We start from the raw sequence: 26,177 nt of genomic DNA on the forward strand, positions 1-26,177 counted from the left end.
TCTGACTATACTTAGCTCATTTTCCGACGGGTGCCCCGTCTGGTCTGACTGAGACAAGCTTTCAAGGATTCGTAACGTGATTAGCGATATCAGAAAAGATGCTGAAATCCGCATGGAAAAATGCGTCGAAGCATTCAAAAACCAAATCAGCAAAATTCGCACGGGTCGTGCTTCTCCGAGCCTGCTGGACGGGATTGTTGTTGAATACTACGGTACTCCGACCCCGCTGCGCCAGCTGGCCAGCGTCACCGTCGAAGACTCCCGTACCCTGAAAATCAACGTCTTTGACCGTTCTATGTCCGCGGCCGTTGAAAAAGCGATCATGGCCTCCGACCTCGGTCTGAACCCAAGCTCTGCCGGCAGCGATATTCGTGTCCCGCTGCCGCCGCTGACCGAAGAGCGTCGTAAAGACCTGACCAAGATCGTGCGTGGTGAAGCCGAGCAGGCGCGCGTTGCCGTGCGTAACGTTCGCCGTGACGCCAACGATAAAGTCAAAGCGCTGCTGAAAGAAAAAGAGATCAGCGAAGATGACGATCGCCGTTCTCAGGACGACGTGCAGAAAATGACTGACGCCGCCATCAAAAAAGTTGACGCGGCGCTGGCAGACAAAGAAGCGGAACTGATGCAGTTCTAATGCTCTGCCCTTACTCGGGCCAGACAGGCTCTGGCCTGAGTAAAATCTGAAACGCCGTACAGAAGACTGTACGCTCAATTCTCGGGATTGCGTTGCGACCGCTGGCCTTGTAGCCTTTAGCGCTTAGTTGAAGGCCTAATGCCGCCGCCTTATCCCCGATAGTTGCTGCGTAGGGGCTTGCTGGCGGCGTTTTGCTTTTTATTCTGTTTCCACTCTTCTGGACGTCTCATGAAGCAATTAACCGTTCTCGGTTCGACCGGCTCCATTGGCTGTAGCACGCTGGACGTGGTGCGCCATAACCCTGGTCGCTTTTCCGTCGCCGCGCTGGTCGCGGGGAAAAACGTTGACCGTATGGTTGAACAATGCCTGGAATTTACCCCCCGTTACGCGGTGATGGACGATGCGCAAAGCGCTGAGCGGTTGCGCACCCGTCTGCATGAGCATGGCAGTCGCACCGAGGTGCTGAGCGGCCAGCAGGCGGCGGCAGAGGTCGCGGCGCTGGATGAGGTCGATCAGGTCATGGCGGCAATCGTCGGCGCGGCGGGACTGGTGCCGACGCTGGCGGCGATCCGCGCCGGGAAAACGGTATTGTTAGCGAATAAAGAGTCGCTGGTGACCTGCGGTCGCTTATTCATGGAGGCGGTGCAACAGTCGGGGGCGCGATTGCTACCGGTCGATAGCGAGCATAACGCTATTTTTCAGAGTATGCCGGAGACAATTCAGCAGCATCTGGGATACGCTGATCTTGCCCGGAATGGCGTCTCGTCAATCCTGCTGACCGGCTCCGGTGGGCCTTTCCGCGAGACGGCCGTGGCTGAACTGGCGGCGATGACCCCGGATCAGGCCTGCCGTCATCCCAACTGGTCGATGGGGCGCAAGATCTCCGTCGATTCGGCCACGATGATGAACAAAGGCCTGGAATATATTGAAGCGCGCTGGCTGTTTAACGCCTCGGCCCAGCAGATGGAAGTGCTGATCCATCCGCAGTCGGTGATCCACTCGATGGTTCGCTATCAGGATGGCAGCGTGCTGGCCCAGCTTGGGGAGCCGGATATGCGTACGCCGATCGCCCATACCATGGGCTGGCCGCAGCGACTGAATTCCGGCGTTAAACCGCTGGACTTCTGTCAGTTGAGCAATCTGAGCTTCTCCGCGCCGGACTATACGCGATATCCGTGCCTGAAGCTGGCGATGGACGCGTTTGACGTCGGCCAGGCCGCGACCACGACGCTGAATGCGGCTAATGAAGAGTCGGTTGCCGCGTTTCTGCATGGCGATATCCGCTTTACCGATATTGCGGCGGTTAACCTGGCGGTGCTGGATAAGATGGACCTGCAGGAGCCGCAAAGCATTGATGATGTTCTGGTTATCGACGCCGAGGCGCGCGCAATCGCTCACCAGCAGCTGCAGCGGTTGGTTGCGCAGGCGTAACGCGGTGATATTTGTGGGCGCAAGGCTTCGGTGATATAGTCTGCGCCACCCGATCGTTGCATTTTGTTGTTAAAGATTACGGTGGCCGTGACAAAACACGGCTTTTTTGCGTAAAGCTTTTGGTTGTTCTCTGCGATTGGCTGCAGCCCCGGCACCGGATAAAAATGCGTATCCAGCGCGGCCCGGTGGCCTCTGTTTGGTGGCTAGTTAATCCTTATTATGGACTTAAAACGCGTGATGTTGTCTGCTAATCAAACTGTCAGCGAAATATCGCCCACCCATGGCTGCCGTCATGTCGCCATTATTATGGATGGCAACGGCCGTTGGGCGAAACGGCAAGGTAAAATTCGCGCTTTCGGGCATAAGGCCGGTGCGAAATCCGTGCGTCGCGCGGTCTCCTTCGCGGCGAATAATGGGATTGAGGCGTTAACGTTATACGCGTTCAGCAGCGAAAACTGGAACCGTCCGGCTCAGGAAGTCAGTGCGCTGATGGAACTGTTCGTCTGGGCGCTGGATAGCGAAGTCAAAAGCCTGCACCGACACAATGTGCGTCTGCGGATTATTGGCGACACCACGCGCTTCAATGCGCGCCTGCAGGAGCGGATCCGCAAAGCGGAAGCGCTAACCGCAAACAATACCGGCTTAACGCTGAATATTGCAGCCAATTACGGCGGTCGCTGGGATATTACCCAGGGCGTTCGTTTGCTGGCGAAACAGGTACAGGACGGGACGCTGCTGCCTGAGCAGATCACGGAAGACATGCTGAGTCAGCAGGTCTGCATGCATGAACTGGCTCCCGTTGATTTAGTTATTAGGACCGGGGGAGAGCACCGAATAAGTAACTTTCTGATTTGGCAAATTGCCTATGCCGAACTTTACTTTACGGATGTTCTTTGGCCCGATTTTGCTGAACAGGACTTTGAAGGTGCACTCCATGCCTTTGTTAATCGAGAGCGTCGTTTCGGCGGCACTGAGCCGGGTGGCAGTCATGCCTGATGGGGGTCACTTTTGCTGAAGTATCGCCTGATATCTGCTTTCGTCTTAATCCCCATCGTCATTGCGGCATTGTTTTTATTGCCGCCGATGGGCTTTGCTATCGTCACCCTGGTGGTCTGTATGCTCGCCGCCTGGGAGTGGGGACAACTGAGCGGTTTTACCTCGACGTCGCAGCGGGTTTGGCTGGCGGTGCTGTGCGGCCTTCTGCTGGCGGCGATGCTTTTTCTGCTGCCTGAATACCATTATGACGTTCATCAACCGATGGTTGAAGGGTCGCTATGGGCCTCTTTTGCCTGGTGGATCGTCGCGTTACTGCTGGTGCTCTCATACCCGGCGTCGGCGGCATTCTGGCGCCACTCTAAGGTGCTGCGCCTCATCTTCGGCATCCTGACCATCGTCCCGTTTTTCTGGGGCATGCTGGCGCTGCGCGCCTGGCACTATGCCGATAACCACTACAGCGGCGCGCTGTGGCTGCTGTACGTCATGATCCTGGTGTGGGGCGCGGACTCTGGCGCCTATATGTTTGGTAAAATGTTTGGCAAGCACAAGCTGGCGCCGAAGGTCTCACCGGGTAAAACCTGGCAGGGCTTTTTTGGCGGTTTGCTGACCGCGGCAGTGATTTCCTGGGCCTACGGCGTGTGGGCCCATCTTGACGTCACGCCGACGGTGCTGCTGGTCTGTTCGGTGGTGGCGGCCCTGGCTTCGGTGCTGGGCGACCTGACGGAAAGTATGTTTAAGCGCGAGGCCGGCATTAAGGATAGCGGGCACTTGATTCCCGGACATGGTGGTATTCTCGATCGTATCGACAGCCTGACGGCGGCGGTGCCGGTCTTCGCCTGTCTGCTACTGTTGGTCTTCAGGACGATTTGACGGAAGGTTATATGCTGAGCGTGCTCTGGAATCTGGCGGCTTTTATCATTGCGCTTGGCGTACTGATTACGGTGCATGAGTTTGGCCATTTTTGGGTGGCGCGCCGCTGCGGTATCCGGGTTGAGCGTTTTTCTATCGGCTTCGGCAAAGCGCTGTGGCGGCGGATGGATAAGCAGGGCACAGAGTTCGTCATCGCCCTGATCCCACTGGGCGGCTACGTCAAGATGCTGGATGAGCGTGTTGAAGCGGTGGCGCCGGAGATGCGTCACTATGCCTTCAACAATAAAACCGTCGGTCAGCGTGCGGCGGTGATTGCCGCCGGCCCCATTGCTAACTTCATTTTCGCTATCTTTGCTTACTGGCTGGTCTTTATCATCGGCGTTCCCGGCGTGCGGCCGGTGGTGGGTGAAATAACGCCCAATTCGGTTGCCGCGCAAGCACAAATTGCAAAAGGAACGGAACTTAAAGCGATAGATGGTATCGAAACGCCTGATTGGGATGCGGTGCGTCTGCAGCTGGTGGCCAAAATCGGCAACCCGCAAACAATAGTTACCGTCGCCCCTTTCGGGACCAATCAGCGCCAGGATAAAATCGTCGATCTGCGGCATTGGTCGTTTGAGCCAGACAAGCAAGATCCCGTGACCTCGCTGGGGATCCAGCCGCGCAGCGCGCAGATTGATACGGTGCTGGCTGAGGTTCAGGCGGGATCGGCAGCCCAGAAAGCGGGTTTGCAAGCGGGCGACCGGATCGTTAAAGTCGATGGTCAACCGTTAACGCAGTGGATGACGTTTGTTAATCTGGTGCGCGATAATCCGGGCAAAGCGCTGGCGCTGGAGATTGAACGGCAGGGGAGTGCGCTGCCGTTAACCCTGACGCCGGATGCGAAAACGGTGAAAGGTAAGGCGGAAGGGTTCGCAGGGGTGGTGCCAAAGGTCATCCCGCTGCCTGAAGAATACAAGACAGTACGTCAGTACGGACCGTTTGCCGCCATCGCTGAAGCCACGGATAAAACCTGGCAGCTGATGTCGCTGACGGTCAGGATGCTGGGTAAATTGATAACCGGTGATGTCAAACTGAACAACCTCAGTGGGCCGATCTCTATCGCTCAGGGGGCTGGAATGTCAGCGGAGTTTGGGTTGATTTATTATCTGATGTTCCTGGCGCTGATTAGCGTGAACCTCGGAATCATCAACCTGTTCCCTCTACCCGTACTGGATGGGGGACATCTGCTGTTTTTAGCGATTGAAAAGCTGAAGGGCGGGCCGGTATCCGAGCGAGTTCAAGACTTTAGTTATCGCATTGGCTCAATACTGCTGGTGCTGTTAATGGGGCTTGCACTTTTCAATGATTTCTCTCGGTTATAAGAGAGTTTGTTAGGAAGAACGCATAATAACGATGGCGATGAAAAAGTTGCTCATAGCGTCGCTGCTGTTTAGCAGCGCGACTGTATACGGTGCTGAAGGGTTCGTGGTGAAGGACATTCATTTCGAAGGCTTGCAGCGTGTCGCTGTTGGTGCGGCCCTCCTCAGTATGCCAGTGCGTCCTGGCGATACGGTGACCGACGATGATATCAGTAACACTATTCGCGCGCTGTTTGCCACTGGCAACTTCGAGGACGTCCGCGTCCTGCGCGATGGTGATACCCTGCTGGTGCAGGTGAAAGAGCGTCCGACGATCGCCAGCATCACCTTCTCCGGCAACAAGTCGGTGAAAGATGACATGCTCAAGCAGAACCTTGAGGCCTCAGGCGTTCGGGTGGGCGAGTCGCTTGACCGCACGACCATCGCGGATATCGAGAAGGGTCTTGAAGACTTCTACTACAGCGTCGGTAAATACAGCGCCAGCGTCAAAGCAGTCGTTACGCCGCTGCCGCGTAACCGTGTCGATTTGAAGCTGGTCTTCCAGGAAGGCGTCTCCGCAAAAATTCAACAGATCAACATCGTCGGCAACCATGCGTTTTCGACCGATGAGCTGATCTCCCACTTCCAGCTGCGCGATGAGGTGCCGTGGTGGAACGTGGTCGGCGACCGTAAATACCAGAAGCAGAAGCTAGCGGGCGACCTTGAAACCCTGCGCAGCTACTACCTGGATCGCGGCTATGCCCGTTTCAACATCGATTCTACCCAGGTCAGCCTGACGCCGGATAAGAAAGGGATCTACATCACCGTCAACATCACCGAAGGCGATCAGTACAAGTTTTCCGGAGTGCAGGTGACGGGCAACCTCGCTGGCCATTCCGCGGAAATCGAAGCGCTGACTAAAGTTGAGCCAGGCGAACTGTACAACGGCGCGAAAGTGACCAAGATGGAAAACGACATCAAGAAACTGTTGGGTCGTTATGGTTACGCCTATCCGCGCGTGCAGTCGCAGCCGGAGATCAACGACAGCGATAAAACCGTTAAGCTGCACGTTAACGTCGACGCAGGCAACCGTTATTACGTGCGTAAAATTCGCTTCGAAGGCAACGACACCTCTAAAGATGCCGTACTGCGCCGCGAAATGCGCCAGATGGAAGGCGCATGGCTGGGGAGCGACCTCGTCGATCAGGGTAAAGACCGTCTCAACCGTTTAGGTTTCTTTGAAACGGTGGATACTGATACCCAGCGCGTGCCGGGCAGCCCGGACCAGGTCGACGTTGTCTACAAGGTGAAAGAGCGTAACACCGGTAGCTTCAACTTCGGTATCGGCTACGGTACCGAGAGCGGCGTCAGCTTCCAGGCGGGCGTTCAGCAGGATAACTGGTTAGGTACTGGCTATGCTGTCGGTATCAACGGTACCAAAAACGACTACCAGACCTATACCGAGCTGTCGGTGACCAACCCGTACTTCACCGTAGACGGTGTAAGCCTCGGCGGTCGTGTCTTCTATAATGACTTTGATGCGAACGATGCGGATCTGTCTGACTATACCAACAAAAGCTATGGTACAGACATTACGCTGGGCTTCCCGGTCAACGAATACAACACGCTGCGCGCCGGCGTCGGTTATGTGCATAACTCCCTGTCCAATATGCAGCCGCAGGTGGCAATGTGGCGTTACCTTAACTCGATGGGCCAGTATCCGGACAACACCAACGACCGGAACTCGTTCAGTGCGAATGACTTCACCTTCAACTACGGTTGGACCTATAACAAGCTTGACCGCGGCTTCTTCCCAACGGAAGGTTCGCGCGTCAACCTGAACGGTAAGGTGACCATTCCGGGCTCAGACAACGAGTACTACAAAGCGACGCTGGATACCGCGACCTACGTGCCGATCGACAACGATCATCAGTGGGTAGTACTGGGTCGTACGCGCTTTGGTTATGGCGATGGTATTGGCGGCAAAGAGATGCCGTTCTATGAGAACTTCTATGCCGGTGGTTCCAGCACCGTGCGTGGCTTCCAGTCGAACACCATTGGTCCGAAGGCGGTGTACTTCCCGGCAAGCAGTCGTCATGATGATGACGATAGTTACGATAATGAATGTAAGAGCACCGAATCCGCACCGTGTAAATCCGATGATGCGGTGGGCGGTAACGCGATGGCGGTGGCCAGCCTTGAGCTGATTACCCCGACGCCGTTTATTAGTGACAAATATGCGAACTCGGTCCGTACTTCCGTCTTCTGGGATATGGGTACCGTATGGGATACTCACTGGGATTCGAGCGCGTACGCTGGTTATCCGGATTACAGCGATCCGAGCAACATCCGTATGTCTGCGGGTATTGCCGTGCAGTGGATGTCGCCGTTGGGGCCGTTGGTCTTCTCCTACGCCCAACCGTTCAAAAAGTACGATGGAGACAAAGCCGAACAGTTCCAGTTTAACATTGGTAAAACCTGGTAATTGTTGGCGGCAACGGAATGCAAGTGCAGTATAGCGCTGACTGTAGGCGATAACGCGTTTATCGCCTCGCCACGCAAATAACGGTACCCCTGGGTACTCATGGGATGGTAAGGAGTTTATTGTGAAAAAGTGGTTATTAGCTGCAGGTCTGGGTTTGGCAATGGTAACTTCCGCTCAGGCGGCAGATAAAATTGCCCTGGTGAACATGAACAGCCTGTTCCAACAGGTTGCCCAGAAAACTGGCGTTTCCAACACGCTGGAAAACGAGTTCAAAGGCCGCGCTAGCGAACTGCAGCGTATGGAAGGCGACCTGCAATCCAAAATGCAGCGTCTGCAGTCCATGAAGCCGGGCGCCGAACGTACCAAACTGGAAAAAGACGTGATGGCTCAGCGCCAGACCTTCTCCCAGAAAGCGCAGGCGTTTGAACAGGATCGCGCACGTCGTTCCAACGAAGAGCGTGGCAAACTGGTTACCCGTATCCAGACTGCCGTACAGAGCGTAGCGAAAGATCAGAGCATCGATCTGGTGGTTGACGCGAATGCCGTTGCATATAACAGCAGCGATGTAAAAGACATCACCGCTGATGTGCTGAAACAGGTTAAATAAGTAATGCCTTCAATTCGACTGGCTGATCTCGCGCAGCAGTTGGATGCAGAATTACACGGTGATGGCGATATCGTCATCACCGGCGTTGCGTCCATGCAGAGCGCGAAAACGGGCCAAATCACTTTCATGGTCAACCCTAAGTACCGTGAGCACCTGGCCGCTTGCCAGGCTTCTGCCGTTGTGATGACGCAGGATGATTTACCTTTTGCCCATAGCGCCGCGCTGGTAGTGCGTAACCCCTACCTGACCTACGCGCGCATGGCTCAAATTCTTGATACCACGCCGCAGCCGGCTGAGGATATCGCGCCGAGCGCGGTCATCGATCCGTCGGCGAAGCTGGGTAGCAACGTTGCCATCGGCGCCAACGCGGTTATCGAATCCGGCGTAGTGCTGGGCGATAACGTAGTTATCGGCGCAGGCTGCTTCGTTGGGAAAAATACGAAAATAGGCGCCGGCTCGCGTTTGTGGGCTAATGTGACCGTTTACCATGAGATTGAGATCGGCGAGAATTGCCTGATTCAGTCCAGCACGGTGATTGGCGCGGATGGCTTCGGCTACGCTAACGATCGCGGTAACTGGGTAAAGATCCCGCAGCTGGGTCGCGTCATTATTGGCGATCGCGTGGAGATTGGCGCCTGCACAACGATTGACCGTGGTGCGCTGGACGATACCGTGATTGGCAACGGGGTTATCATTGATAACCAGTGCCAGATTGCGCATAACGTGGTGATTGGCGACAATACCGCGGTCGCTGGCGGCGTTATCATGGCGGGCAGCCTGAAAATTGGCCGCTACTGCATGATTGGCGGCGCCAGCGTGATTAACGGCCATATGGAAATCTGCGATAAGGTCACCGTCACGGGGATGGGGATGGTGATGCGTCCTATCAGCGAACCTGGCGTATATTCCTCCGGTATTCCGCTGCAGCCGAACAAGGCGTGGCGTAAAACCGCTGCGCTGGTGATGAATATTGACGAGATGAGCAAGCGCCTGAAAGCGATTGAGCGCAAGGTTAATCAACAAGACTAATTCATCATTTGGTCACATGACATTTCCGGCCTGTTGCATTCGCTAAAAGATTGCCGCAGGCCGTGTTATTATTGCCTTTTAGTACATTTAGACAGGAAGAGTATTTTGACTACTGACACTCATACTCTGCACATTGAAGAGATTCTGGAACTTCTGCCTCACCGTTACCCGTTCCTGCTGGTAGACCGCGTGCTGGATTTTGAAGAAGGTCGTTTTCTGCGCGCAGTAAAAAATGTTTCTGTAAACGAGCCGTTTTTCCAGGGGCACTTCCCTGGTAAGCCGATTTTGCCGGGCGTCCTGATTCTGGAAGCAATGGCGCAAGCCACCGGGATTCTGGCGTTCAAAAGCGTCGGAAAACTGGAACCAGGCGAGCTGTACTACTTCGCGGGTATCGATGAAGCACGCTTCAAACGCCCGGTAGTACCAGGCGATCAGATGATTATGGAAGTCACTTTCGAGAAAACCCGCCGCGGCCTGACCCGTTTCAAAGGCGTTGCGCTGGTTGACGGTAAAGTGGTTTGCGAAGCGACGATGATGTGTGCGCGTAGCCGGGAGGCCTGATACGTGATTGATAAAACCGCTTTTGTTCATCCTACCGCCATTGTAGAAGAAGGCGCCGTGATTGGCGCTAACGTCCACATTGGTCCGTTTTGTATTGTTGGCGCTAACGTCGAAATCGGCGAAGGCACCGTGCTGAAGTCTCACGTTGTCGTTAACGGCCACACCAAAATCGGCCGTGACAATGAGATCTATCAGTTCGCTTCCATCGGCGAAGTTAACCAGGATCTGAAATATGCTGGCGAACCGACCCGGGTGGAAATTGGCGATCGCAACCGCATTCGCGAAAGCGTCACCATTCATCGCGGCACAGTACAGGGCGGTGGATTAACAAAGGTGGGCAACGATAACCTGCTGATGATCAACGCCCACGTGGCGCACGATTGTACGCTTGGCGATCGCTGCATTCTGGCCAATAACGCGACGCTCGCGGGCCATGTTTCGCTGGATGATTATGTCATTATCGGCGGCATGACGGCGGTGCATCAGTTCTGCGTCATTGGCTCACACGTTATGGTTGGCGGCTGCTCCGGCGTGGCGCAGGACGTTCCGCCGTTCGTAATTGCCCAGGGCAACCATGCGACGCCGTTCGGCGTTAACATCGAAGGGCTGAAACGCCGCGGCTTCAGCCGGGAAGCAATCACCGCGATCCGCAACGCGTATAAACTGCTGTACCGCAGCGGCAAAACGCTGGAAGAAGCCAAGCCGGAAATCGCCGAACTGGCTGCTCAGCATCCTGAGGTTCAGCCGTTTGTCGATTTCTTCGCTCGTTCTACCCGCGGCTTGATTCGTTAATGGCTGAACAGCGTCCCCTGACGATTGCCCTGGTCGCCGGAGAAACCTCCGGCGATATTCTAGGCGCTGGTCTCATCCGCGCGCTTAAAGCACGCATCCCGAATGCGCGCTTTGTCGGCGTGGCGGGGCCGCTAATGCAGGCGGAAGGGTGCGAAGCCTGGTATGAAATGGAAGAGCTGGCGGTGATGGGCATTGTTGAAGTGCTCGGTCGCCTGCGTCGCTTACTCCATATTCGCGCCGATTTGACCCGCCGCTTCGGCGAGCTGCGTCCCGATGTCTTCGTCGGCATCGACGCCCCTGACTTTAATATCACCCTCGAAGGAAATCTGAAAAAGCAGGGCATCAAAACCATTCACTACGTCAGCCCGTCGGTCTGGGCCTGGCGACAAAAACGCGTTTTCAAAATCGGCAGATCCACCGATCTGGTGCTGGCCTTTCTGCCTTTCGAAAAAGCGTTTTATGACAAATTTAACGTCCCCTGCCGCTTTATTGGCCATACCATGGCGGATGCGATGCCGCTGGATCCTGACAAAGGCGCTGCGCGCGACCGGTTAGGGATCCCGCACAGCGTGCGCTGCCTCGCTCTGCTACCCGGCAGCCGCGGCGCGGAAGTCGAAATGCTTAGCGCCGACTTCCTGAAAACCGCGCAGCTTCTGCGCGCCACCTATCCCGATCTGCAGGTGGTGGTGCCGCTGGTTAATGCTAAACGGCGGGAGCAGTTTGAGCGTATTAAAGCTGAGACGGCGCCGGATATGATCGTGCATATGCTGGATGGTCAGGCGCGCGATGCGATGATCGCCAGCGACGCCGCGCTGCTGGCCTCCGGGACGGCAGCGCTGGAGTGTATGCTGGCGAAATGCCCGATGGTGGTTGGCTACCGGATGAAGCCGTTCACCTTCTGGCTGGCGAAGCGGTTGGTAAAAACCGACTATGTCTCGTTACCGAACCTGCTGGCCGGTCGCGAACTGGTTAAAGAGCTGCTGCAGGATGAGTGCGAGCCCCAGGCGCTGGCAGCCGCTCTGCAGCCGCTGCTGGCCGATGGCAAAACCAGCCATGAGATGCATGAGACGTTCCGCGCCCTGCATCAGCAGATCCGCTGCAACGCCGATGAGCAGGCGGCGGACGCCGTACTGGAGTTAGCAAAACAATGATGGAGTTCGTCTATCCGCATACCCATCTGGTTGCCGGCGTCGATGAGGTCGGGCGTGGCCCCCTGGTTGGCGCGGTGGTGACCGCGGCGGTGATCCTCGATCCGGCGAAGCCGATTGTGGGTCTGAATGATTCCAAAAAACTCAGCGAGAAGCGTCGTCTGGCGCTGTTCGATGAGATTAAAGAGAAAGCGCTGTGCTGGAGCCTGGGGCGCGCCGAGCCGCACGAAATCGACGAGCTGAATATTCTGCATGCCACTATGCTGGCGATGCAGCGCGCCGTCGCCGGCCTGAGCATTGTTCCTGAGTTTGTCCTGATCGATGGCAACCGCTGTCCGTCGCTACCGATGCCCTCCCAGGCGGTGGTGAAAGGCGACAGCCGGGTGGCAGAAATCAGCGCAGCGTCTATTCTGGCAAAAGTCACTCGTGACGCCGAAATGGCCACGCTGGACCTCGCATTTCCCCACTACGGATTTGCCCAGCATAAAGGCTATCCCACCGCTGTTCACCTGCAGAAGCTGCAGGAACACGGCGCAACAGAGCATCACCGGCGCAGTTTTGGCCCGGTGAAGCGTGCCCTGGGCCTGGCGTCCAACTAAGTCACCGGGATCTAAAGATGGCTGAACCACGTTTCGTACACCTGCGGGTGCACAGCGACTATTCCATGATCGATGGGCTGGCAAAGACCGGGCCGCTGGTGAAGAAGGCGGCCTCGCTTGGCATGCCAGCGCTGGCGATCACCGATTTCACCAACCTCTGCGGACTGGTGAAGTTCTACGGGACGGGACACGGCGCGGGGATTAAGCCGATCGTCGGCGCCGACTTTCACGTGCAGTGCGACCTGCTCGGCGACGAATTTACCGAGCTGACCGTGCTGGCGGCGAACAACACCGGCTACCAGAACCTGACCCTGTTGATTTCCCGCGCCTATCAGCGCGGCTACGGCGCCCTGGGGCCGTGGATCGATCGCGACTGGCTGGTGGAACATCAGGAAGGGCTGATTCTGCTCTCCGGCGGCCGGAAAGGTGACGTCGGCGTCAGCCTGATCCGCGGCAATATGCCGCTGGTTGAACAGTGCGTCGCCTTCTACGAAGAGCATTTCCCGGACCGCTATTTTCTGGAGCTGATCCGTACCGGTCGACAGGATGAAGAGGCCTATCTCCACGCCGCCGTGGCGCTGGCGGAAGCGCGCGGCCTGCCGGTGGTGGCGACCAACGATGTCCGCTTTCTCGACACCAGCGATTTCGACGCCCATGAAATCCGCGTCGCGATCCACGACGGCTTTACGCTCGACGACCCGAAACGGCCGCGCAACTACTCGCCGCAGCAATATATGCGCAGCGAGGAAGAGATGTGCGAGCTGTTCGCCGATATTCCGGAAGCGCTGGCGAACAGCGTTGAAATTGCCAAGCGCTGCAACGTCACCGTGCGGCTTGGCGAATATTTCCTGCCGCAGTTCCCGACCGGCGATATGACCACGGAAGATTTCCTGGTCATGAAATCGAAAGAGGGTCTGGAAGAGCGGCTGGAATTCCTCTTCCCGGATCCTGCCGTCCGTGCTGAAAAGCGCCCGGAGTATGACCAGCGTCTGGATATTGAACTCCAGGTTATCAACCAGATGGGGTTCCCGGGCTACTTCCTGATTGTGATGGAGTTTATCCAGTGGTCGAAGGATAACGGCGTGCCGGTTGGCCCGGGACGCGGTTCCGGCGCCGGTTCGCTGGTGGCCTATGCGCTGAAGATCACCGATCTTGACCCGCTGGAGTTCGACCTGCTGTTCGAACGTTTCCTTAACCCGGAACGTGTCTCGATGCCCGACTTCGACGTCGACTTCTGCATGGAGAAACGCGACCAGGTTATCGAGCACGTGGCGGATATGTACGGCCGCGACGCGGTATCGCAGATCATCACCTTCGGTACCATGGCGGCGAAAGCGGTCATCCGCGATGTCGGTCGCGTGCTGGGTCACCCGTACGGATTTGTCGATCGTATCTCCAAGCTGGTGCCGCCCGATCCGGGCATGACGCTGGCGAAAGCCTTCGAGGCCGAGCCGCAGCTGCCGGAGATCTACGAGGCGGACGAGGAAGTGAAAGCGCTGATCGACATGGCGCGTAAGCTGGAAGGGGTGACGCGAAACGCCGGTAAACATGCCGGTGGGGTAGTTATCGCTCCAACCAAAATCACCGATTTCGCGCCACTGTATTGCGATGAGCAGGGGCTGCATCCGGTTACCCAGTTTGATAAGAACGACGTGGAATACGCCGGGCTGGTGAAATTCGACTTCCTCGGTCTGCGTACGCTCACTATCATTAACTGGGCGCTGGAGATGATCAACAAGCGCCGTGAGAAGAACGGCGAAGGGCCGCTGGATATCGCCGCCATCCCGCTGGATGACAAGAAAAGCTTCGACATGCTGCAGCGCTCGGAAACCACCGCGGTCTTCCAGCTTGAATCGCGCGGCATGAAAGATCTGATTAAACGCCTGCAGCCGGACTGCTTCGAAGATATGATCGCGCTGGTGGCTCTGTTCCGCCCGGGCCCGCTGCAGTCGGGGATGGTAGATAACTTTATCGACCGTAAGCATGGCCGCGAGGAGATCTCTTATCCGGACGTGCAGTGGCAGCATGAAAGCCTGAAACCGGTGCTGGAGCCAACCTACGGCATCATCCTGTATCAGGAACAGGTCATGCAGATTGCCCAGGTGCTGTCCGGATATACCCTCGGCGGCGCGGACATGCTGCGTCGTGCGATGGGTAAGAAAAAGCCGGAGGAGATGGCCAAGCAGCGTTCTATCTTTGAGGATGGGGCGAAGAAAAACGGCATTGACGGCGAACTGGCGATGAAAATCTTCGACCTGGTGGAGAAATTCGCCGGTTACGGATTTAACAAATCGCACTCCGCCGCCTACGCGTTGGTCTCCTACCAGACGCTGTGGCTTAAGGCGCACTACCCGGCCGAGTTTATGGCGGCGGTGATGACCGCCGATATGGACAACACCGAGAAAGTGGTTGGCCTGGTGGATGAGTGCTGGCGAATGGGGCTAAAAATCCTGCCCCCGGATATTAACTCCGGCCTGTACCATTTCCACGTCAACGACGATGGCGAGATCGTCTACGGCATTGGCGCCATCAAGGGCGTCGGCGAAGGACCGATCGAAGCGATTATTGAGGCGCGCAACAATGGCGGCTATTTCCGCGAGCTGTTCGACCTCTGCGCGCGAACCGATATTAAAAAGCTCAACCGTCGGGTGCTGGAAAAGCTGATTATGTCCGGGGCGTTCGATCGTCTCGGCCCACATCGCGCGGCGCTGATGAATTCGCTGGGCGATGCGTTGAAAGCCGCTGACCAGCACGCGAAAGCCGAGGCCATCGGCCAGGCTGATATGTTCGGCGTGCTGGCGGAAGAGCCCGAGCAAATTGAGCAATCCTACGCCAGCTGCCAGCCATGGCCTGAGCAGGTGGTGCTGGATGGTGAAAGGGAGACCCTGGGGCTATACCTCACCGGACACCCGATTAACCAGTATCTGAAGGAGATTGAGCGCTACGTCGGCGGCGTGAGGCTCAAAGACATGCATCCGACCGAACGTGGGAAAGTCACCACGGCGGCGGGGCTGGTGATTGCGGCGCGGGTAATGGTCACCAAGCGCGGCAATCGTATCGGCATCTGTACCCTGGATGACCGTTCCGGGCGGCTGGAAGTGATGTTATTCACCGACGCGCTGGATAAATATCAGCAGTTGCTGGAAAAAGACCGCATACTTATCGTCAGCGGACAGGTCAGCTTTGATGACTTTAGCGGGGGGCTTAAAATGACCGCCCGTGAAGTCATGGACATTGACGAAGCCCGGGAAAAATATGCTCGCGGGCTTGCTATCTCGCTGACGGACAGGCAAATTGATGACCAGCTTTTAAACCGACTCCGTCAGTCTCTGGAACCCCACCGTTCGGGAACCATTCCAGTGCACCTCTACTATCAGAGGGCGGATGCACGCGCGCGGTTGCGTTTCGGCGCAACATGGCGCGTCTCTCCGAGCGATCGTTTACTTAACGATCTGCGGGGCCTTATCGGCTCGGAGCAGGTGGAACTGGAGTTTGACTAATACAGGAATACTATGAGTCTGAATTTCCTAGATTTTGAACAGCCGATTGCAGAGCTGGAAGCGAAAATCGATTCCCTGACTGCGGTAAGCCGTCAGGATGAGAAACTGGATATTAACATCGACGAAGAAGTGCATCGTCTGCGTGAGAAAAGCGTAGAGCTGACGCGCAAAATCTTCGCCGATCTCGGTGCATGGCAGGTTGCGCAACTGGCGCGCCACCCGCGCCGTCCTTACACCCTGGATTATGTCCGCCTGGCGTTCGACGAATTTGACGAACTGGCCGGTGACCGCGCCTTCGCTGACGATAAAGCGATTGTCGGCGGTATCGCGCGTCTTGACGGTCGTCCGGTGATGATCATCGGCCACCAGAAAGGTCGTGAAACCAAAGAGAAAATTCGCCGCAACTTTGGGATGCCGGCGCCGGAAGGCTACCGCAAAGCGCTACGCCTGATGGAGATGGCTGAGCGGTTTAAAATGCCGATCATCACCTTTATCGACACCCCGGGCGCCTACCCGGGCGTCGGCGCGGAAGAGCGTGGCCAGTCGGAAGCGATCGCCCGCAACCTGCGTGAGATGTCGCGTCTGAGCGTGCCGGTTATCTGCACCGTAATCGGTGAAGGCGGCTCCGGCGGCGCGCTGGCGATCGGCGTGGGCGACAAGGTCAACATGCTCCAGTACAGCACCTATTCGGTCATTTCGCCGGAAGGCTGCGCCTCCATTCTGTGGAAGAGCGCGGATAAAGCGCCGCTGGCTGCGGAAGCAATGGGCATTATCGCCCCGCGTCTGAAAGAGCTGAAGCTGATCGATTCTATCGTTCCGGAACCGCTGGGCGGCGCTCACCGCAACCCGGAAGCGATGGCGGCAAGCCTGAAGGCGCAGCTGCTGGCAGACCTGGCAGACCTCGATCTGCTCAGCGAAGAAGAGCTGCTGAACCGCCGTTATCAGCGTCTGATGAGCTACGGTTACGCTTAACTTTTTCGTCAGGACTTAACACTAAGGGCCGGATTTTCCGGCCCTTTTTTTATGTGCGATGCGCCCGGGGGATTGCTATGATGCTTGACTTAGGTGAATACCAGGAGGAAAGCGTGAATATCATCGCCATCATGGGGCCTCACGGCGTCTACCACAAAGACGAGCCGATCAAAGAACTGGAAGCGGCGCTGCAGCGCCAGGGCTTCCAGACCATCTGGCCGCAAAACAGCGCCGACCTGCTGCAGTTTATCGAGCACAACCCGCGCATCTGCGGGGTGATCTTCGACTGGGATGAATACAGCGTCGATCTGTGCAGCGATATCAATCAGCTCAATGAATACCTTCCTCTGTACGCCTTTATTAACGCCCACTCGACGATGGATGTCAGCAGTCAGGATTTGCGCATGACGCTGTGGTTCTTCGAATATGCGCTGGGACTCTCCGAAGAGATCGCCACCCGCATTGGGCAGTACACCCGCGAGTACCTGGAGAATATCACTCCGCCGTTTACCCGCGCGCTGTTCAACTATGTCCAGGAGGGAAAATATACCTTCTGTACGCCGGGTCATATGGGCGGCAGCGCCTATCAGAAAAGCCCGGTGGGCTGCCTGTTCTATGATTTTTTTGGCGGGAATACGCTGAAGGCGGATGTCTCGATTTCGGTCACCGAGCTGGGCTCCCTGCTGGATCATACCGGCCCGCACCTGGAGGCGGAGGAGTATATCGCGCGCGCCTTTGGCGCCGAGCAAAGCTATATGGTGACCAACGGCACCTCGACGTCCAATAAAATTGTCGGCATGTACTCGGCGCCCGCCGGCAGCACCCTGCTGATTGACCGTAACTGTCACAAATCGCTGGCCCACCTGCTGATGATGAGCGATGTGGTTCCCCTGTGGCTGAAGCCGACCCGCAACGCGCTGGGGATCCTCGGCGGTATCCCCCGGCGCGAATTTACCCGCGACAGCATTCAGCAGAAAGTGCGCGACACGGGCGGGGCGCAGTGGCCCGTGCATGCGGTGATCACCAACTCCACCTACGATGGTCTGCTCTATAACACCACCTGGCTTAAGGAGACGCTCGATGTCCCGTCGATCCATTTCGATTCCGCCTGGGTGCCCTATACCCATTTCCATCCGATATATCAGGGGAAAAGCGGTATGAGCGGGGAGCGGATCCCCGGGAAAGTCATCTTCGAGACGCAGTCGACGCATAAGATGCTGGCCGCGCTGTCGCAGGCCTCGCTGATCCACATTAAAGGCAACTATGATGAAGAGACCTTTAACGAAGCCTTTATGATGCATACCTCTACGTCGCCGAGCTACCCCATCGTCGCGTCGATTGAGACCGCGGCGGCGGTGCTGCGCGGCAACTCCGGTAAACGTCTGATCCAGCGCTCCATTGAGCGGGCGCTGGACTTCCGCAAAGAGGTGCAGCGACTGCGCGAGGAGTCGGACGGCTGGTTCTTTGATATCTGGCAGCCGGAAGCCGTGGATAAAGCCGAGTGCTGGCCGGTAGCGCCGGGCGAGGACTGGCACGGTTTCAAAGATGCCGATGCGGATCATATGTATCTCGATCCGGTGAAGGTCACCATTCTGACGCCGGGCATGGACGAGCAGGGGAATATGGATGAAGAAGGGATCCCGGCGGCGCTGGTGGCGAAGTTCCTCGACGAGCGGGGCGTGGTGGTAGAGAAAACAGGCCCCTACAATCTGCTGTTCCTGTTCAGTATCGGCATCGATAAAACCCGGGCGATGGGGCTGCTGCGCGGCCTGACCGAGTTTAAACGCGCCTACGATCTCAATCTGCGGGTGAAAAATATGCTGCCGGATCTGTACGCCGAAGATCCCGACTTCTACCGCAACATGCGGATCCAGGATCTGGCGCAGGGGATCCACCGCTTGATCCGTCAGCATCAGCTGCCGCAGCTGATGCTCAGCGCCTTTGACGTCCTGCCGGAAATGAAAATGACGCCGCATCACGCCTGGCAGCGCCAGATCAAGGGGGAGGTGGAAACTATTGAACTGGAGAACCTGGTGGGGCGGATTTCGGCCAACATGATCCTCCCTTATCCGCCGGGGGTTCCGCTGCTGATGCCGGGAGAGATGATCACCGAGGAAAGCCGGGCGGTGCTCGATTTTCTGCTGATGCTTTGCTCTATCGGTCGTCATTACCCGGGCTTTGAGACCGATATTCACGGCGCCAAGCGCGATGAGGACGGTGTGTATCGGGTACGAGTCTTAAAAAATGACGAAAGGCTTGCGCGTTAACGGCGCGCACGAGTAACGTGGCTGGCTTAACAGAAGGAGTTTAACCATGCTGGGTTTGAAACGGGTTCACCATATTGCCATCATTGCGACCGACTACGCCCGCAGTAAAGCGTTCTATTGCGATATTCTGGGGTTTACGCTGCAAAGTGAGTTTTATCGCGCCGAGCGCGATTCCTGGAAAGGCGATCTGGCGCTCAACGGCGAGTATGTGATTGAGTTGTTCTCGTTCCCGTTTCCGCCAGCCCGCCCCAGTCGTCCGGAAGCCTGCGGGCTGCGTCATCTGGCCTTTAGCGTGGATGATATCGACGCCGCGGTAGCCCATCTCACCGCGCATGGCGTGGAGTGCGAAGCGATTCGTGTCGATCCCTTTACCGGTAAACGCTTTACCTTCTTTAGCGATCCGGACGACCTGCCGCTGGAAATATATCAGCAGTAAATCTTGCCAGCGCGGCCCTGGCCCGGTAACGTGCCGGGCCATCACTTCTCGGTATGTTCGTGGATATGACGGCTGATATTGCGCATACGCTTCATCCCCATCGCCAGCTGCTGGTGGCCTTCAGCGGCGGTCTGGACTCGACGGTTCTTCTGCATCAGCTGGTGCTGCTGCGGGAACAGGATCCCTCGCTGACGCTGCGGGCGGTGCATGTTCACCACGGCCTTAGCGCGCACGCAGACGACTGGGTGGCGCATTGTCGGCAGATTTGCCAGCAGTGGCAGGTGCCGCTGGTGGTGCATCACGTGACGTTAGCCCGGGGAGGGCTGGGCGTCGAGGCCCACGCTCGTGCGGCGCGCTATCAGGCCTTTCAGGATACGCTCAATGCCGGCGAGGTGTTAGTGACCGCCCAGCACCAGGACGATCAGTGCGAAACCCTGCTGCTGGCGTTAAAACGCGGCAGCGGTCCTACCGGCCTGTCGGCGATGGCGCCATCCTCTGCCTTTGCCGGCAGTCGACTACTGCGTCCTCTCCTCAATGAAACCCGCGAATCACTACGCCAGTGGGCGCTCGCCCATCAGCTGTCGTGGATCGAAGATGAGAGTAATCAGGATGATACCTATGACCGCAATTTCCTGCGCCTGCGGGTGATCCCGGTGTTGCGCGAGCGTTGGCCGCACTTTAGCGAGGCCGTCGCCCGCAGCGCCAGCCTGTGCGCCGAGCAGGAACAACTGCTGGACGAGATGTTGGCGGCGGAGCTGGCGTCGCTGGTGGCCGAAGATGGCTCGCTGGCTATCGCGCCGCTGGCGTCGATGAGTCCGCCGCGCCGAGCGGCGCTGCTGCGTCGCTGGCTCGCCGGGCAGCAGGCGCCGATGCCCGCCCGCGAGGTGCCTGAGCGCCTCTGGCACGAGGTGGCGCTGGCGCGGGAAGATGCCAGCCCCTGTCTGCGGCTGGGGGAATTTACCGTCCGCCGTTTTCAACAGCGTTTGTACTGGGTGAAGTATCTTCCCGGTCAGACGGACAGCGTTCAGCGCTGGCCCGACTGGCGCCAGCCGCTGCGGCTGGCGGACGGTCTCGGCGAGCTGACGCTGCAGCCCGGCGGCAGGCTGCGCCCGCCGTCGGCGGATGAGCCGGTCACCGTCCGCTTTCGCGCCAGCGGCCACCTGCATATTGTCGGGCGCCATGGCGGACGCAAGCTTAAGAAGCTCTGGCAGGAGCTGGGCGTTGCTCCGTGGCGACGAGACACCACGCCGCTGCTGTTTTACGGCGAAACGCCGATTGCCGCAGCGGACGATCTGTTTGTGACCACAGAAGGTGAAGTGAAGGACGGGGAAGGGGTCAGGCTGATGTGGAGGAAAACGGGCGATTAAGCCCGTTTTTGATTCAGGATTCGCTCACCACCACGGTGCCGATTTCCGGGTGACTGAAGCTGGCGATTTTATCCAGGCGCAGCTCGCGGACGTTGCCGGCGAGTTCGACCACCAGATACTCGATATTTTTTCGCGAGATAAGATCGCTGGCCTTTGCCTGCAGCTGTTCGCCATCCTTCAGCGCCAGCGTCAGCACCAGGTGATGCTGGCAGGCCAGCTCCAGGTTGTCGTAATCATCGCAGTTAATGGGTTGATAAGTATCATTCATTGACATAATCGCTCACCAGTAAGTTTGCTGCCGCATAAGCGGCCTTTTCCCTGACTGACTCCGAAAGGGCCTCATCCGCCGCAATCTCATTCAATACTTTCAACACGCAACCCAGCGCATCCGGGATATACCCTAAGTCTCCGCTGGCTATTTCCGCATACCGCTTGCGTATTAACTCACAATAGTGGTCCACATGCCCTCCTGTCAGCGTTCTGACTCAACCGTGGGATGCAAGTTTAAGCCTACGAAGATAAACTCTGTTTAGCAAGGGAACTATATCATAGTCATTTAAGCAATTTCAGCAGGATGAAACAGGTTGCTGCGATTGACGACAGCCTTTTGCCGCCAGTTTCGCTACAATGTACGCCATTCTTTTCAGGAGTTTATTCATGGCGCTGAAAGCGACAATATATAAAGCTGCGGTAAATGTAGCCGATCTGGATCGCAACCAGTTTCTGGATGCTAACCTGACGCTGGCTCAGCATCCGTCAGAAACCCAGGAGCGCATGATGCTGCGCCTGCTGGCATGGATCAAATATGCCGATGAACGGCTACAGTTTACCCGCGGTCTGTCGTCGGACGACGAGCCGGAGCTGTGGCTGCTTAACGATCATCTCGGGGTCGATCTGTGGATCGAACTGGGTCTGCCGGATGAGCGGCGGATTAAGAAAGCCTGCTCACGGGCGCAGGCGGTGGCGCTGTTTGCTTATAATAGCCGGGCAGCTGAAATCTGGTGGCAGCAGAATCAGAGCAAGCTTGCGGCGTACCCGAAGCTGACCATCTGGTATCTTGATGATGCGCAACTGGCACTGCTTAGCGCCTTTGCCGACCGTACCATGACGCTGCAGGCCACTCTGCAGGAGGGCAGTATCTGGTTATCCGACGCTCGGAATAATCTGGAAATTCAGCTTACCGCCTGGCAAGCGTCGGCATGATTACTATTAGCCGCAGCGTAGCCCTCGCCGACGACGAGATCGTCTTGTCAGGCATTCGCGCCCAGGGAGCAGGGGGGCAGCATGTGAACAAAGCGTCGACGGCGATCCATCTGCGCTTTGATATTAAAGCTTCAAGCCTGCCGGAGTTTTACAAAGAGCGCCTGCTCGCCGCCAGCCACCACTTAATTTCTGCTGACGGTGTGGTTATCATTAAGGCTCAGGAATACCGCAGCCAGGAGATGAACCGTGAAGCGGCGATCGCCCGGCTGGTGGCCCTTATTAAAGAATTAACCGCAGTGCAAAAAAGTCGCCGGGAGACGCGACCGACTCGGGCATCGAAAGAGCGACGCCTTGCTTCCAAGGCACAGAAGTCCTCAGTCAAGGCGCTGCGTGGGAAAGTTCGCCAGTGAAGGCGTCGGCGAACGGGTGAAATGGATGATAAGGAAAGCAAAGTGAAGAAAATCGTATTCTCCGTGATAGCGGCCTGTTCGCTGTTCGCGCTGTTTGGTTGTAACCATCGCGCCGAGACTGACACGGTCCAGCCAGCGGCGATGGAAGAGCTCAAGCCGATGCAGCAAAGCTGGCGAGGCGTGCTGCCTTGCGCGGATTGCGAAGGTATCGACACCTCGCTGTTCCTGGAAAAAGACGGGACCTGGGTGATGAATGAGCACTACCAGGGCGCCCGTCGTGAGCCGTCATCCTTTGCCTCGTACGGCACCTGGGCACGTACCGCGGATAAGCTGGTGCTGACCAACAGCAAGGGCGAGAAATCTTACTTTCGCGCGAAAGGCGACAAGCTGGAGATGCTCGACCGCAACGGAAGCCCCATTCAGTCTCCTCTCAACTATACCCTGGAGCCAGTGAAGGCCAGCCTGCCGACGACGCCGATGGCGATGCGCGGCATGTATTTCTATATGGCCGATGCGGCAACCTTTACCGATTGTGCGACCGGTAAACGCGTCGCGGTGGCGAACAATGCCCAGCTTGAGCGGGATTATGCCGCCGCGCGCGGGACCGATACTCGCCCGGTACTGCTGGTGGTAGAAGGGCACTTTACTCTCGAAGCGAACCCGGATACCGGCGAGATGATGAAAACGCTGATGACGGATCAAGCCGGCAAATTTATTCCCGGTAAAGACTGCAGCCATTGATTGTCAGGCCCCTGTCCGGGTAACGGGCAGGGGATGATCCCGCGCAGTACCACCTACTTCCTCCTGTTATTAGCCCTGTCACATCAAGAGTGAGCGTGGATCTGGCTGGCGGAAAAGCGTCAATCGTTTCTTTACTCCGCACCGTCCTTCGGTTTGTTCAGCCCCACCAGCTTACCGGCCTGAAGATAAACTCCCAGTTTCAAATGCCCGACATACTGGAGCTGCGTTTCGGGTTTAAACGTGGCGACGTCTCCTTCCCGCATGTGCAGCAGATCGGAAGGACTGATCCACGCCGCCTGCGCGAGCGTCAGCGGATGCCCGGCTCGGACAAAGGCCTCGCTGACAAACTCCGAGCAAAACCACGCTTTCTTGTCGCCGCTTGCCGCATCGCCCAGCTGCGCTTTAGCCAGGCCACTGACGCACTGCTGGCGAAAGTCTCGTGAGAAGGGGTTGAGCGAGCAGAGCGGTTTGGTGACCATATAAGGGATAAACTGAATAATGCCGCGATAGTTATACCCGCTGTCTTTGACCTGCCAGGCAAAACTTTTCATCGCCGTCGCCTGGTCCGGCGTCAGGTCAGGCACCCTGAGAGCAAAGAGTTTATCGCTGTGCGCCAGCGCCTGCTGAAGGGTAATCACTTGTACGCCGGCGCCGGTGGCTTCCGCAACCTGACCTTCGCCAACATACAGCGCGACGTGGCTTACGGAAGAGGCGCTGAATGCGCGGATCCCAAGCGATGTGACGCCCAGGCTGGAGGAGAACAGCAGGTCGCCGGAGCGCAGGTCGCTTTCGGCGATTTCGCGCAGTCCGCTGCCGGCAATCGAGCTTTGACGCTGGAGGGTAACAGCCCAGGATGATGAATGGTCATCGGCAGCAGATGTGGAAGGCGAGCTGCGGCCGACGTCCAGGGTACAGGCGGTAAGCAGGAGCAGGGCAAAAGTAAGCAGTCCGCTGCGGAGGAGATGTGCAGTCATTGGTACTGTCCTTGTAAAAAAAAAGGCCCTGACATCCGTTCAGGGCCTTGAGGTGGGTGTTAGCCTTTTATCGCTTTAACCAGATATTCCACAATATCTCCGGTCTTAATCAGCTGCTTCTCACCGTTGCGACGATACTTGTATTCGATATCATCGTTGTCGAGGTTACGATCGCCCAGCACGATGGTGTGCGGGATACCGATCAGCTCCATATCGGCGAACATCACGCCCGGACGCTCTTTACGATCGTCCATCAGCACTTCAATACCCTGGGCGCTCAGCTCGGCGTACAGTTTCTCCGCCAGCTCCTGCACACGGTAAGACTTGTGCATGTTCATCGGCAGGATCGCCACCTGGAACGGCGCAATCGCATCCGGCCAGACGATACCGCGATCGTCAAAGTTCTGCTCAATCGCCGCCGCTACCACGCGAGTCACCCCGATACCATAGCAGCCCATGGTCAGGATCTGGTTACGGCCATCTTCGCCCTGGACCGCGGCTTTCATCGCCTCGGAGTACTTCCTCCCCAGCTGGAAGATATGACCCACTTCGATACCGCGCTTAATAAGCAGGGTACCTTTACCGTCCGGGCTCGGGTCGCCGGCGACGACATTACGGATGTCGGCCACTTCCGGCGTCGCGACATCGCGGTCCCAGTTGATGCCGAAGTAGTGTTTGCCATCGATGTTGGCGCCAGCGGCGAAATCGCTCATCACCGCTACAGTACGGTCGATAATCACCGGAACCGGCATGTTCACCGGGCCCAGGGAGCCCGGACCGGCGTTCACCAGGGCGCGGATCTCTTCTTCGGTGGCGAAGGTCAGCGGGCTGGCGACCTGCGGCAGTTTTTCCGCTTTCACTTCGTTCAGCTCGTGATCGCCGCGCACCAGCAGGGCAACCAGCGGGGAAGCGCTATCTTCAACCGCTTTCACCAGCAGAGTTTTCACGGTTTTTTCGATCGGCAGGTTGAACTGCTCCACCAGCTCGGCGATGGTTTTGGCGTTCGGCGTATCGACCAGGGTCATTTCCTGGGTGGCGGCTGCGCGCGGCTCTTTCGGCGCAACGGCTTCCGCAAACTCGATGTTTGCCGCGTAGTCGGAGCTGTCGGAGAAGATCACATCGTCTTCGCCGCTCTGCGCCAGCACCTGGAATTCATGAGAGGCGTTGCCGCCGATAGAACCGGTGTCAGCCTGTACCGCGCGGAAATCCAGCCCCATACGGCTGAAGATTTTGCTGTAAGCGGCATACATCGCGTCGTAGGTTTCCTGCAGCGATTCCTGCGAAGTATGGAAAGAGTAGGCATCTTTCATCAGGAATTCACGGGAGCGCATCACCCCGAAACGCGGGCGTACTTCGTCGCGGAATTTGGTCTGGATCTGATAGAAGTTCAGCGGCAGCTGTTTATAGGAGTTCAGCTCGTTGCGGATCAGATCGGTAATGACCTCTTCGTGCGTTGGGCCGAGGACGAACGGACGATCGCCGCGATCGGCAATGCGCAACAGTTCCGGGCCGTACTGCTCCCAGCGCCCGCTCTCCTGCCACAGTTCAGATGGCTGAACGACCGGCATTAACACCTCGATCGCACCGGCGTTGTTCATTTCTTCACGCACGATGTTTTCGACTTTTTTCAGGACGCGCACGCCGGTCGGCAGCCAGGTGTATAACCCGGAGGCCAGCTTGCGGATCATCCCGGCGCGCAGCATCAGCTGATGGCTGATTACCTCGGCGTCGGCAGGTGTCTCCTTCAGAGTGGAGAGCAGATATTGGCTAGTACGCATGTTGTAACGGTTCCAGTTAAACGAGCGGAACAGGCTG

Annotated in this window: 24 protein-coding genes; 20 read left to right on the forward strand and 4 right to left on the reverse strand. The window is 57.3% G+C overall.

All coding sequences use genetic code 11. The annotated features are described in order from the left end of the window. Positions 1-76: 76 nt before the first annotated feature. The 17 genes from frr to tilS all read left to right on the forward strand — a co-directional run bounded on the left by frr (position 77) and on the right by tilS (position 21,034). The gene (gene frr / locus DR88_RS21645) at positions 77-634 is read left to right on the forward strand and encodes a ribosome recycling factor (RefSeq protein ID WP_002889308.1); all 558 of its coding nucleotides are present in this window, start codon (positions 77-79) and stop codon (positions 632-634) included. Positions 635-862: 228 nt separating this feature from the next. Beyond that, positions 863-2,065, forward strand: coding sequence for a 1-deoxy-D-xylulose-5-phosphate reductoisomerase (ispC, locus tag DR88_RS21640; protein ID WP_002889310.1), 1,203 nt, complete (start codon positions 863-865; stop codon positions 2,063-2,065). Between the two features lie 237 nt (positions 2,066-2,302). After that, positions 2,303-3,061, forward strand: coding sequence for a (2E,6E)-farnesyl-diphosphate-specific ditrans,polycis-undecaprenyl-diphosphate synthase (ispU, locus tag DR88_RS21635; RefSeq protein WP_002889316.1), 759 nt, complete (start codon positions 2,303-2,305; stop codon positions 3,059-3,061). A gap of 12 nt (positions 3,062-3,073) precedes the next feature. After that, positions 3,074-3,931 carry a phosphatidate cytidylyltransferase gene (gene cdsA / locus DR88_RS21630; protein ID WP_002889318.1) on the forward strand — a complete coding sequence of 286 codons (858 nt, stop codon included), beginning with the start codon at positions 3,074-3,076 and terminating at the stop codon, positions 3,929-3,931. 11 nt (positions 3,932-3,942) lie between these two features. Further along, a complete protein-coding gene (rseP, locus tag DR88_RS21625) occupies positions 3,943-5,295 on the forward strand; it encodes a sigma E protease regulator RseP (protein WP_004177358.1) in 1,353 nt (450 codons plus the stop codon). Between the two features lie 31 nt (positions 5,296-5,326). Then, a complete protein-coding gene (gene bamA, locus DR88_RS21620) occupies positions 5,327-7,756 on the forward strand; it encodes an outer membrane protein assembly factor BamA (protein ID WP_004145860.1) in 2,430 nt (809 codons plus the stop codon). A gap of 121 nt (positions 7,757-7,877) precedes the next feature. Beyond that, positions 7,878-8,363, forward strand: coding sequence for a molecular chaperone Skp (skp, locus tag DR88_RS21615; protein WP_004178645.1), 486 nt, complete (start codon positions 7,878-7,880; stop codon positions 8,361-8,363). Between the two features lie 3 nt (positions 8,364-8,366). Continuing rightward, the gene (gene lpxD, locus DR88_RS21610; protein WP_004147159.1) at positions 8,367-9,392 is read left to right on the forward strand and encodes a UDP-3-O-(3-hydroxymyristoyl)glucosamine N-acyltransferase; all 1,026 of its coding nucleotides are present in this window, start codon (positions 8,367-8,369) and stop codon (positions 9,390-9,392) included. 105 nt (positions 9,393-9,497) lie between these two features. Continuing rightward, on the forward strand, positions 9,498-9,953 hold the full coding sequence (fabZ, locus tag DR88_RS21605) for a 3-hydroxyacyl-ACP dehydratase FabZ (RefSeq protein ID WP_004145858.1): 456 nt from the start codon (positions 9,498-9,500) through the stop codon (positions 9,951-9,953). 3 nt (positions 9,954-9,956) lie between these two features. Next, complete coding sequence (lpxA, locus tag DR88_RS21600) at positions 9,957-10,745, forward strand: acyl-ACP--UDP-N-acetylglucosamine O-acyltransferase (RefSeq protein ID WP_004178647.1); 789 nt, start codon at positions 9,957-9,959, stop codon at positions 10,743-10,745. After that, entirely contained in the window at positions 10,745-11,896 is a 1,152-nt protein-coding gene (gene lpxB, locus DR88_RS21595) for a lipid-A-disaccharide synthase (protein WP_002889374.1), read from the forward strand. The genes lpxA and lpxB overlap by 1 nt, the downstream gene beginning before the upstream one ends. Continuing rightward, a complete protein-coding gene (gene rnhB, locus DR88_RS21590; protein WP_002889376.1) occupies positions 11,893-12,492 on the forward strand; it encodes a ribonuclease HII in 600 nt (199 codons plus the stop codon). Before lpxB ends, rnhB begins: the two co-directional genes overlap by 4 nt. Before the next feature lie 17 nt (positions 12,493-12,509). Next, the gene (gene dnaE, locus DR88_RS21585) at positions 12,510-15,992 is read left to right on the forward strand and encodes a DNA polymerase III subunit alpha (protein WP_004177353.1); all 3,483 of its coding nucleotides are present in this window, start codon (positions 12,510-12,512) and stop codon (positions 15,990-15,992) included. A gap of 12 nt (positions 15,993-16,004) precedes the next feature. Further along, positions 16,005-16,964 (forward strand): acetyl-CoA carboxylase carboxyl transferase subunit alpha, encoded by a 960-nt coding sequence (gene accA / locus DR88_RS21580; RefSeq protein ID WP_004145855.1) that lies wholly within the window; start codon positions 16,005-16,007, stop codon positions 16,962-16,964. 113 nt (positions 16,965-17,077) lie between these two features. Next, positions 17,078-19,231, forward strand: coding sequence for a lysine decarboxylase LdcC (locus DR88_RS21575; protein WP_032444008.1), 2,154 nt, complete (start codon positions 17,078-17,080; stop codon positions 19,229-19,231). A gap of 46 nt (positions 19,232-19,277) precedes the next feature. Continuing rightward, the gene (locus DR88_RS21570) at positions 19,278-19,667 is read left to right on the forward strand and encodes a VOC family protein (RefSeq protein ID WP_002889387.1); all 390 of its coding nucleotides are present in this window, start codon (positions 19,278-19,280) and stop codon (positions 19,665-19,667) included. A gap of 53 nt (positions 19,668-19,720) precedes the next feature. Beyond that, the gene (gene tilS, locus DR88_RS21565; protein ID WP_004147166.1) at positions 19,721-21,034 is read left to right on the forward strand and encodes a tRNA lysidine(34) synthetase TilS; all 1,314 of its coding nucleotides are present in this window, start codon (positions 19,721-19,723) and stop codon (positions 21,032-21,034) included. A gap of 13 nt (positions 21,035-21,047) precedes the next feature. On the opposite strand, the gene rof is transcribed toward tilS, so the two are convergent. Both rof and DR88_RS21555 read right to left on the reverse strand, forming a co-directional pair. Continuing rightward, positions 21,048-21,308, reverse strand: coding sequence for a Rho-binding antiterminator (gene rof / locus DR88_RS21560; protein WP_002889424.1), 261 nt, complete (start codon positions 21,306-21,308; stop codon positions 21,048-21,050). Continuing rightward, positions 21,295-21,495, reverse strand: coding sequence for a YaeP family protein (locus DR88_RS21555; protein WP_002889429.1), 201 nt, complete (start codon positions 21,493-21,495; stop codon positions 21,295-21,297). Before DR88_RS21555 ends, rof begins: the two co-directional genes overlap by 14 nt. Before the next feature lie 196 nt (positions 21,496-21,691). Between DR88_RS21555 and DR88_RS21550 the strand changes: the two genes are divergently transcribed. Genes DR88_RS21550 through nlpE form a run of 3 tightly spaced genes read left to right on the forward strand, consistent with a single transcriptional unit; the run spans position 21,692 to position 23,388 of the window. Then, positions 21,692-22,237 carry a YaeQ family protein gene (locus DR88_RS21550; RefSeq protein WP_002889431.1) on the forward strand — a complete coding sequence of 182 codons (546 nt, stop codon included), beginning with the start codon at positions 21,692-21,694 and terminating at the stop codon, positions 22,235-22,237. Further along, on the forward strand, positions 22,234-22,647 hold the full coding sequence (arfB, locus tag DR88_RS21545; protein ID WP_002889433.1) for an alternative ribosome rescue aminoacyl-tRNA hydrolase ArfB: 414 nt from the start codon (positions 22,234-22,236) through the stop codon (positions 22,645-22,647). The genes DR88_RS21550 and arfB overlap by 4 nt, the downstream gene beginning before the upstream one ends. Positions 22,648-22,689: 42 nt before the next feature. Beyond that, the gene (nlpE, locus tag DR88_RS21540) at positions 22,690-23,388 is read left to right on the forward strand and encodes an envelope stress response activation lipoprotein NlpE (RefSeq protein WP_002889435.1); all 699 of its coding nucleotides are present in this window, start codon (positions 22,690-22,692) and stop codon (positions 23,386-23,388) included. A 131-nt stretch (positions 23,389-23,519) separates the two neighbouring features. Here the strand turns inward: nlpE and DR88_RS21535 are convergent, their stop codons facing one another. After that, positions 23,520-24,362, reverse strand: a complete 843-nt coding sequence (locus tag DR88_RS21535; RefSeq protein ID WP_004212714.1) for a YaeF family permuted papain-like enzyme — start codon at positions 24,360-24,362, stop codon at positions 23,520-23,522. Positions 24,363-24,421: 59 nt separating this feature from the next. After that, positions 24,422-26,140: a proline--tRNA ligase gene (gene proS / locus DR88_RS21530; protein ID WP_004147169.1), complete on the reverse strand. Its 1,719-nt coding sequence runs from the start codon at positions 26,138-26,140 to the stop codon at positions 24,422-24,424. Positions 26,141-26,177: the final 37 nt, after the last annotated feature.

The organism is Klebsiella pneumoniae, assembly GCF_000742135.1.
Lineage (GTDB): Bacteria > Pseudomonadota > Gammaproteobacteria > Enterobacterales > Enterobacteriaceae > Klebsiella > Klebsiella pneumoniae.

Bases quoted from the DNA above. Each gene is read 5' to 3' on its own strand.
- bamA (WP_004145860.1), top strand. From the start codon at position 5,327: ATGGCGATGAAAAAGTTGCTCATAGCGTCGCTGCTGTTTAGCAGCGCG.
- DR88_RS21550 (WP_002889431.1), top strand. From the start codon at position 21,692: ATGGCGCTGAAAGCGACAATATATAAAGCTGCGGTAAATGTAGCCGAT.
- lpxB (WP_002889374.1), top strand. From the start codon at position 10,745: ATGGCTGAACAGCGTCCCCTGACGATTGCCCTGGTCGCCGGAGAAACC.
- accA (WP_004145855.1), top strand. From the start codon at position 16,005: ATGAGTCTGAATTTCCTAGATTTTGAACAGCCGATTGCAGAGCTGGAA.
- rnhB (WP_002889376.1), top strand. From the start codon at position 11,893: ATGATGGAGTTCGTCTATCCGCATACCCATCTGGTTGCCGGCGTCGAT.
- rseP (WP_004177358.1), top strand. From the start codon at position 3,943: ATGCTGAGCGTGCTCTGGAATCTGGCGGCTTTTATCATTGCGCTTGGC.
- ispC (WP_002889310.1), top strand. From the start codon at position 863: ATGAAGCAATTAACCGTTCTCGGTTCGACCGGCTCCATTGGCTGTAGC.
- rof (WP_002889424.1), bottom strand. From the start codon at position 21,308: ATGTCAATGAATGATACTTATCAACCCATTAACTGCGATGATTACGAC.
- tilS (WP_004147166.1), top strand. From the start codon at position 19,721: ATGTTCGTGGATATGACGGCTGATATTGCGCATACGCTTCATCCCCAT.
- arfB (WP_002889433.1), top strand. From the start codon at position 22,234: ATGATTACTATTAGCCGCAGCGTAGCCCTCGCCGACGACGAGATCGTC.
- DR88_RS21570 (WP_002889387.1), top strand. From the start codon at position 19,278: ATGCTGGGTTTGAAACGGGTTCACCATATTGCCATCATTGCGACCGAC.
- DR88_RS21535 (WP_004212714.1), bottom strand. From the start codon at position 24,362: ATGACTGCACATCTCCTCCGCAGCGGACTGCTTACTTTTGCCCTGCTC.
- dnaE (WP_004177353.1), top strand. From the start codon at position 12,510: ATGGCTGAACCACGTTTCGTACACCTGCGGGTGCACAGCGACTATTCC.
- lpxD (WP_004147159.1), top strand. From the start codon at position 8,367: ATGCCTTCAATTCGACTGGCTGATCTCGCGCAGCAGTTGGATGCAGAA.
- ispU (WP_002889316.1), top strand. From the start codon at position 2,303: ATGTTGTCTGCTAATCAAACTGTCAGCGAAATATCGCCCACCCATGGC.
- proS (WP_004147169.1), bottom strand. From the start codon at position 26,140: ATGCGTACTAGCCAATATCTGCTCTCCACTCTGAAGGAGACACCTGCC.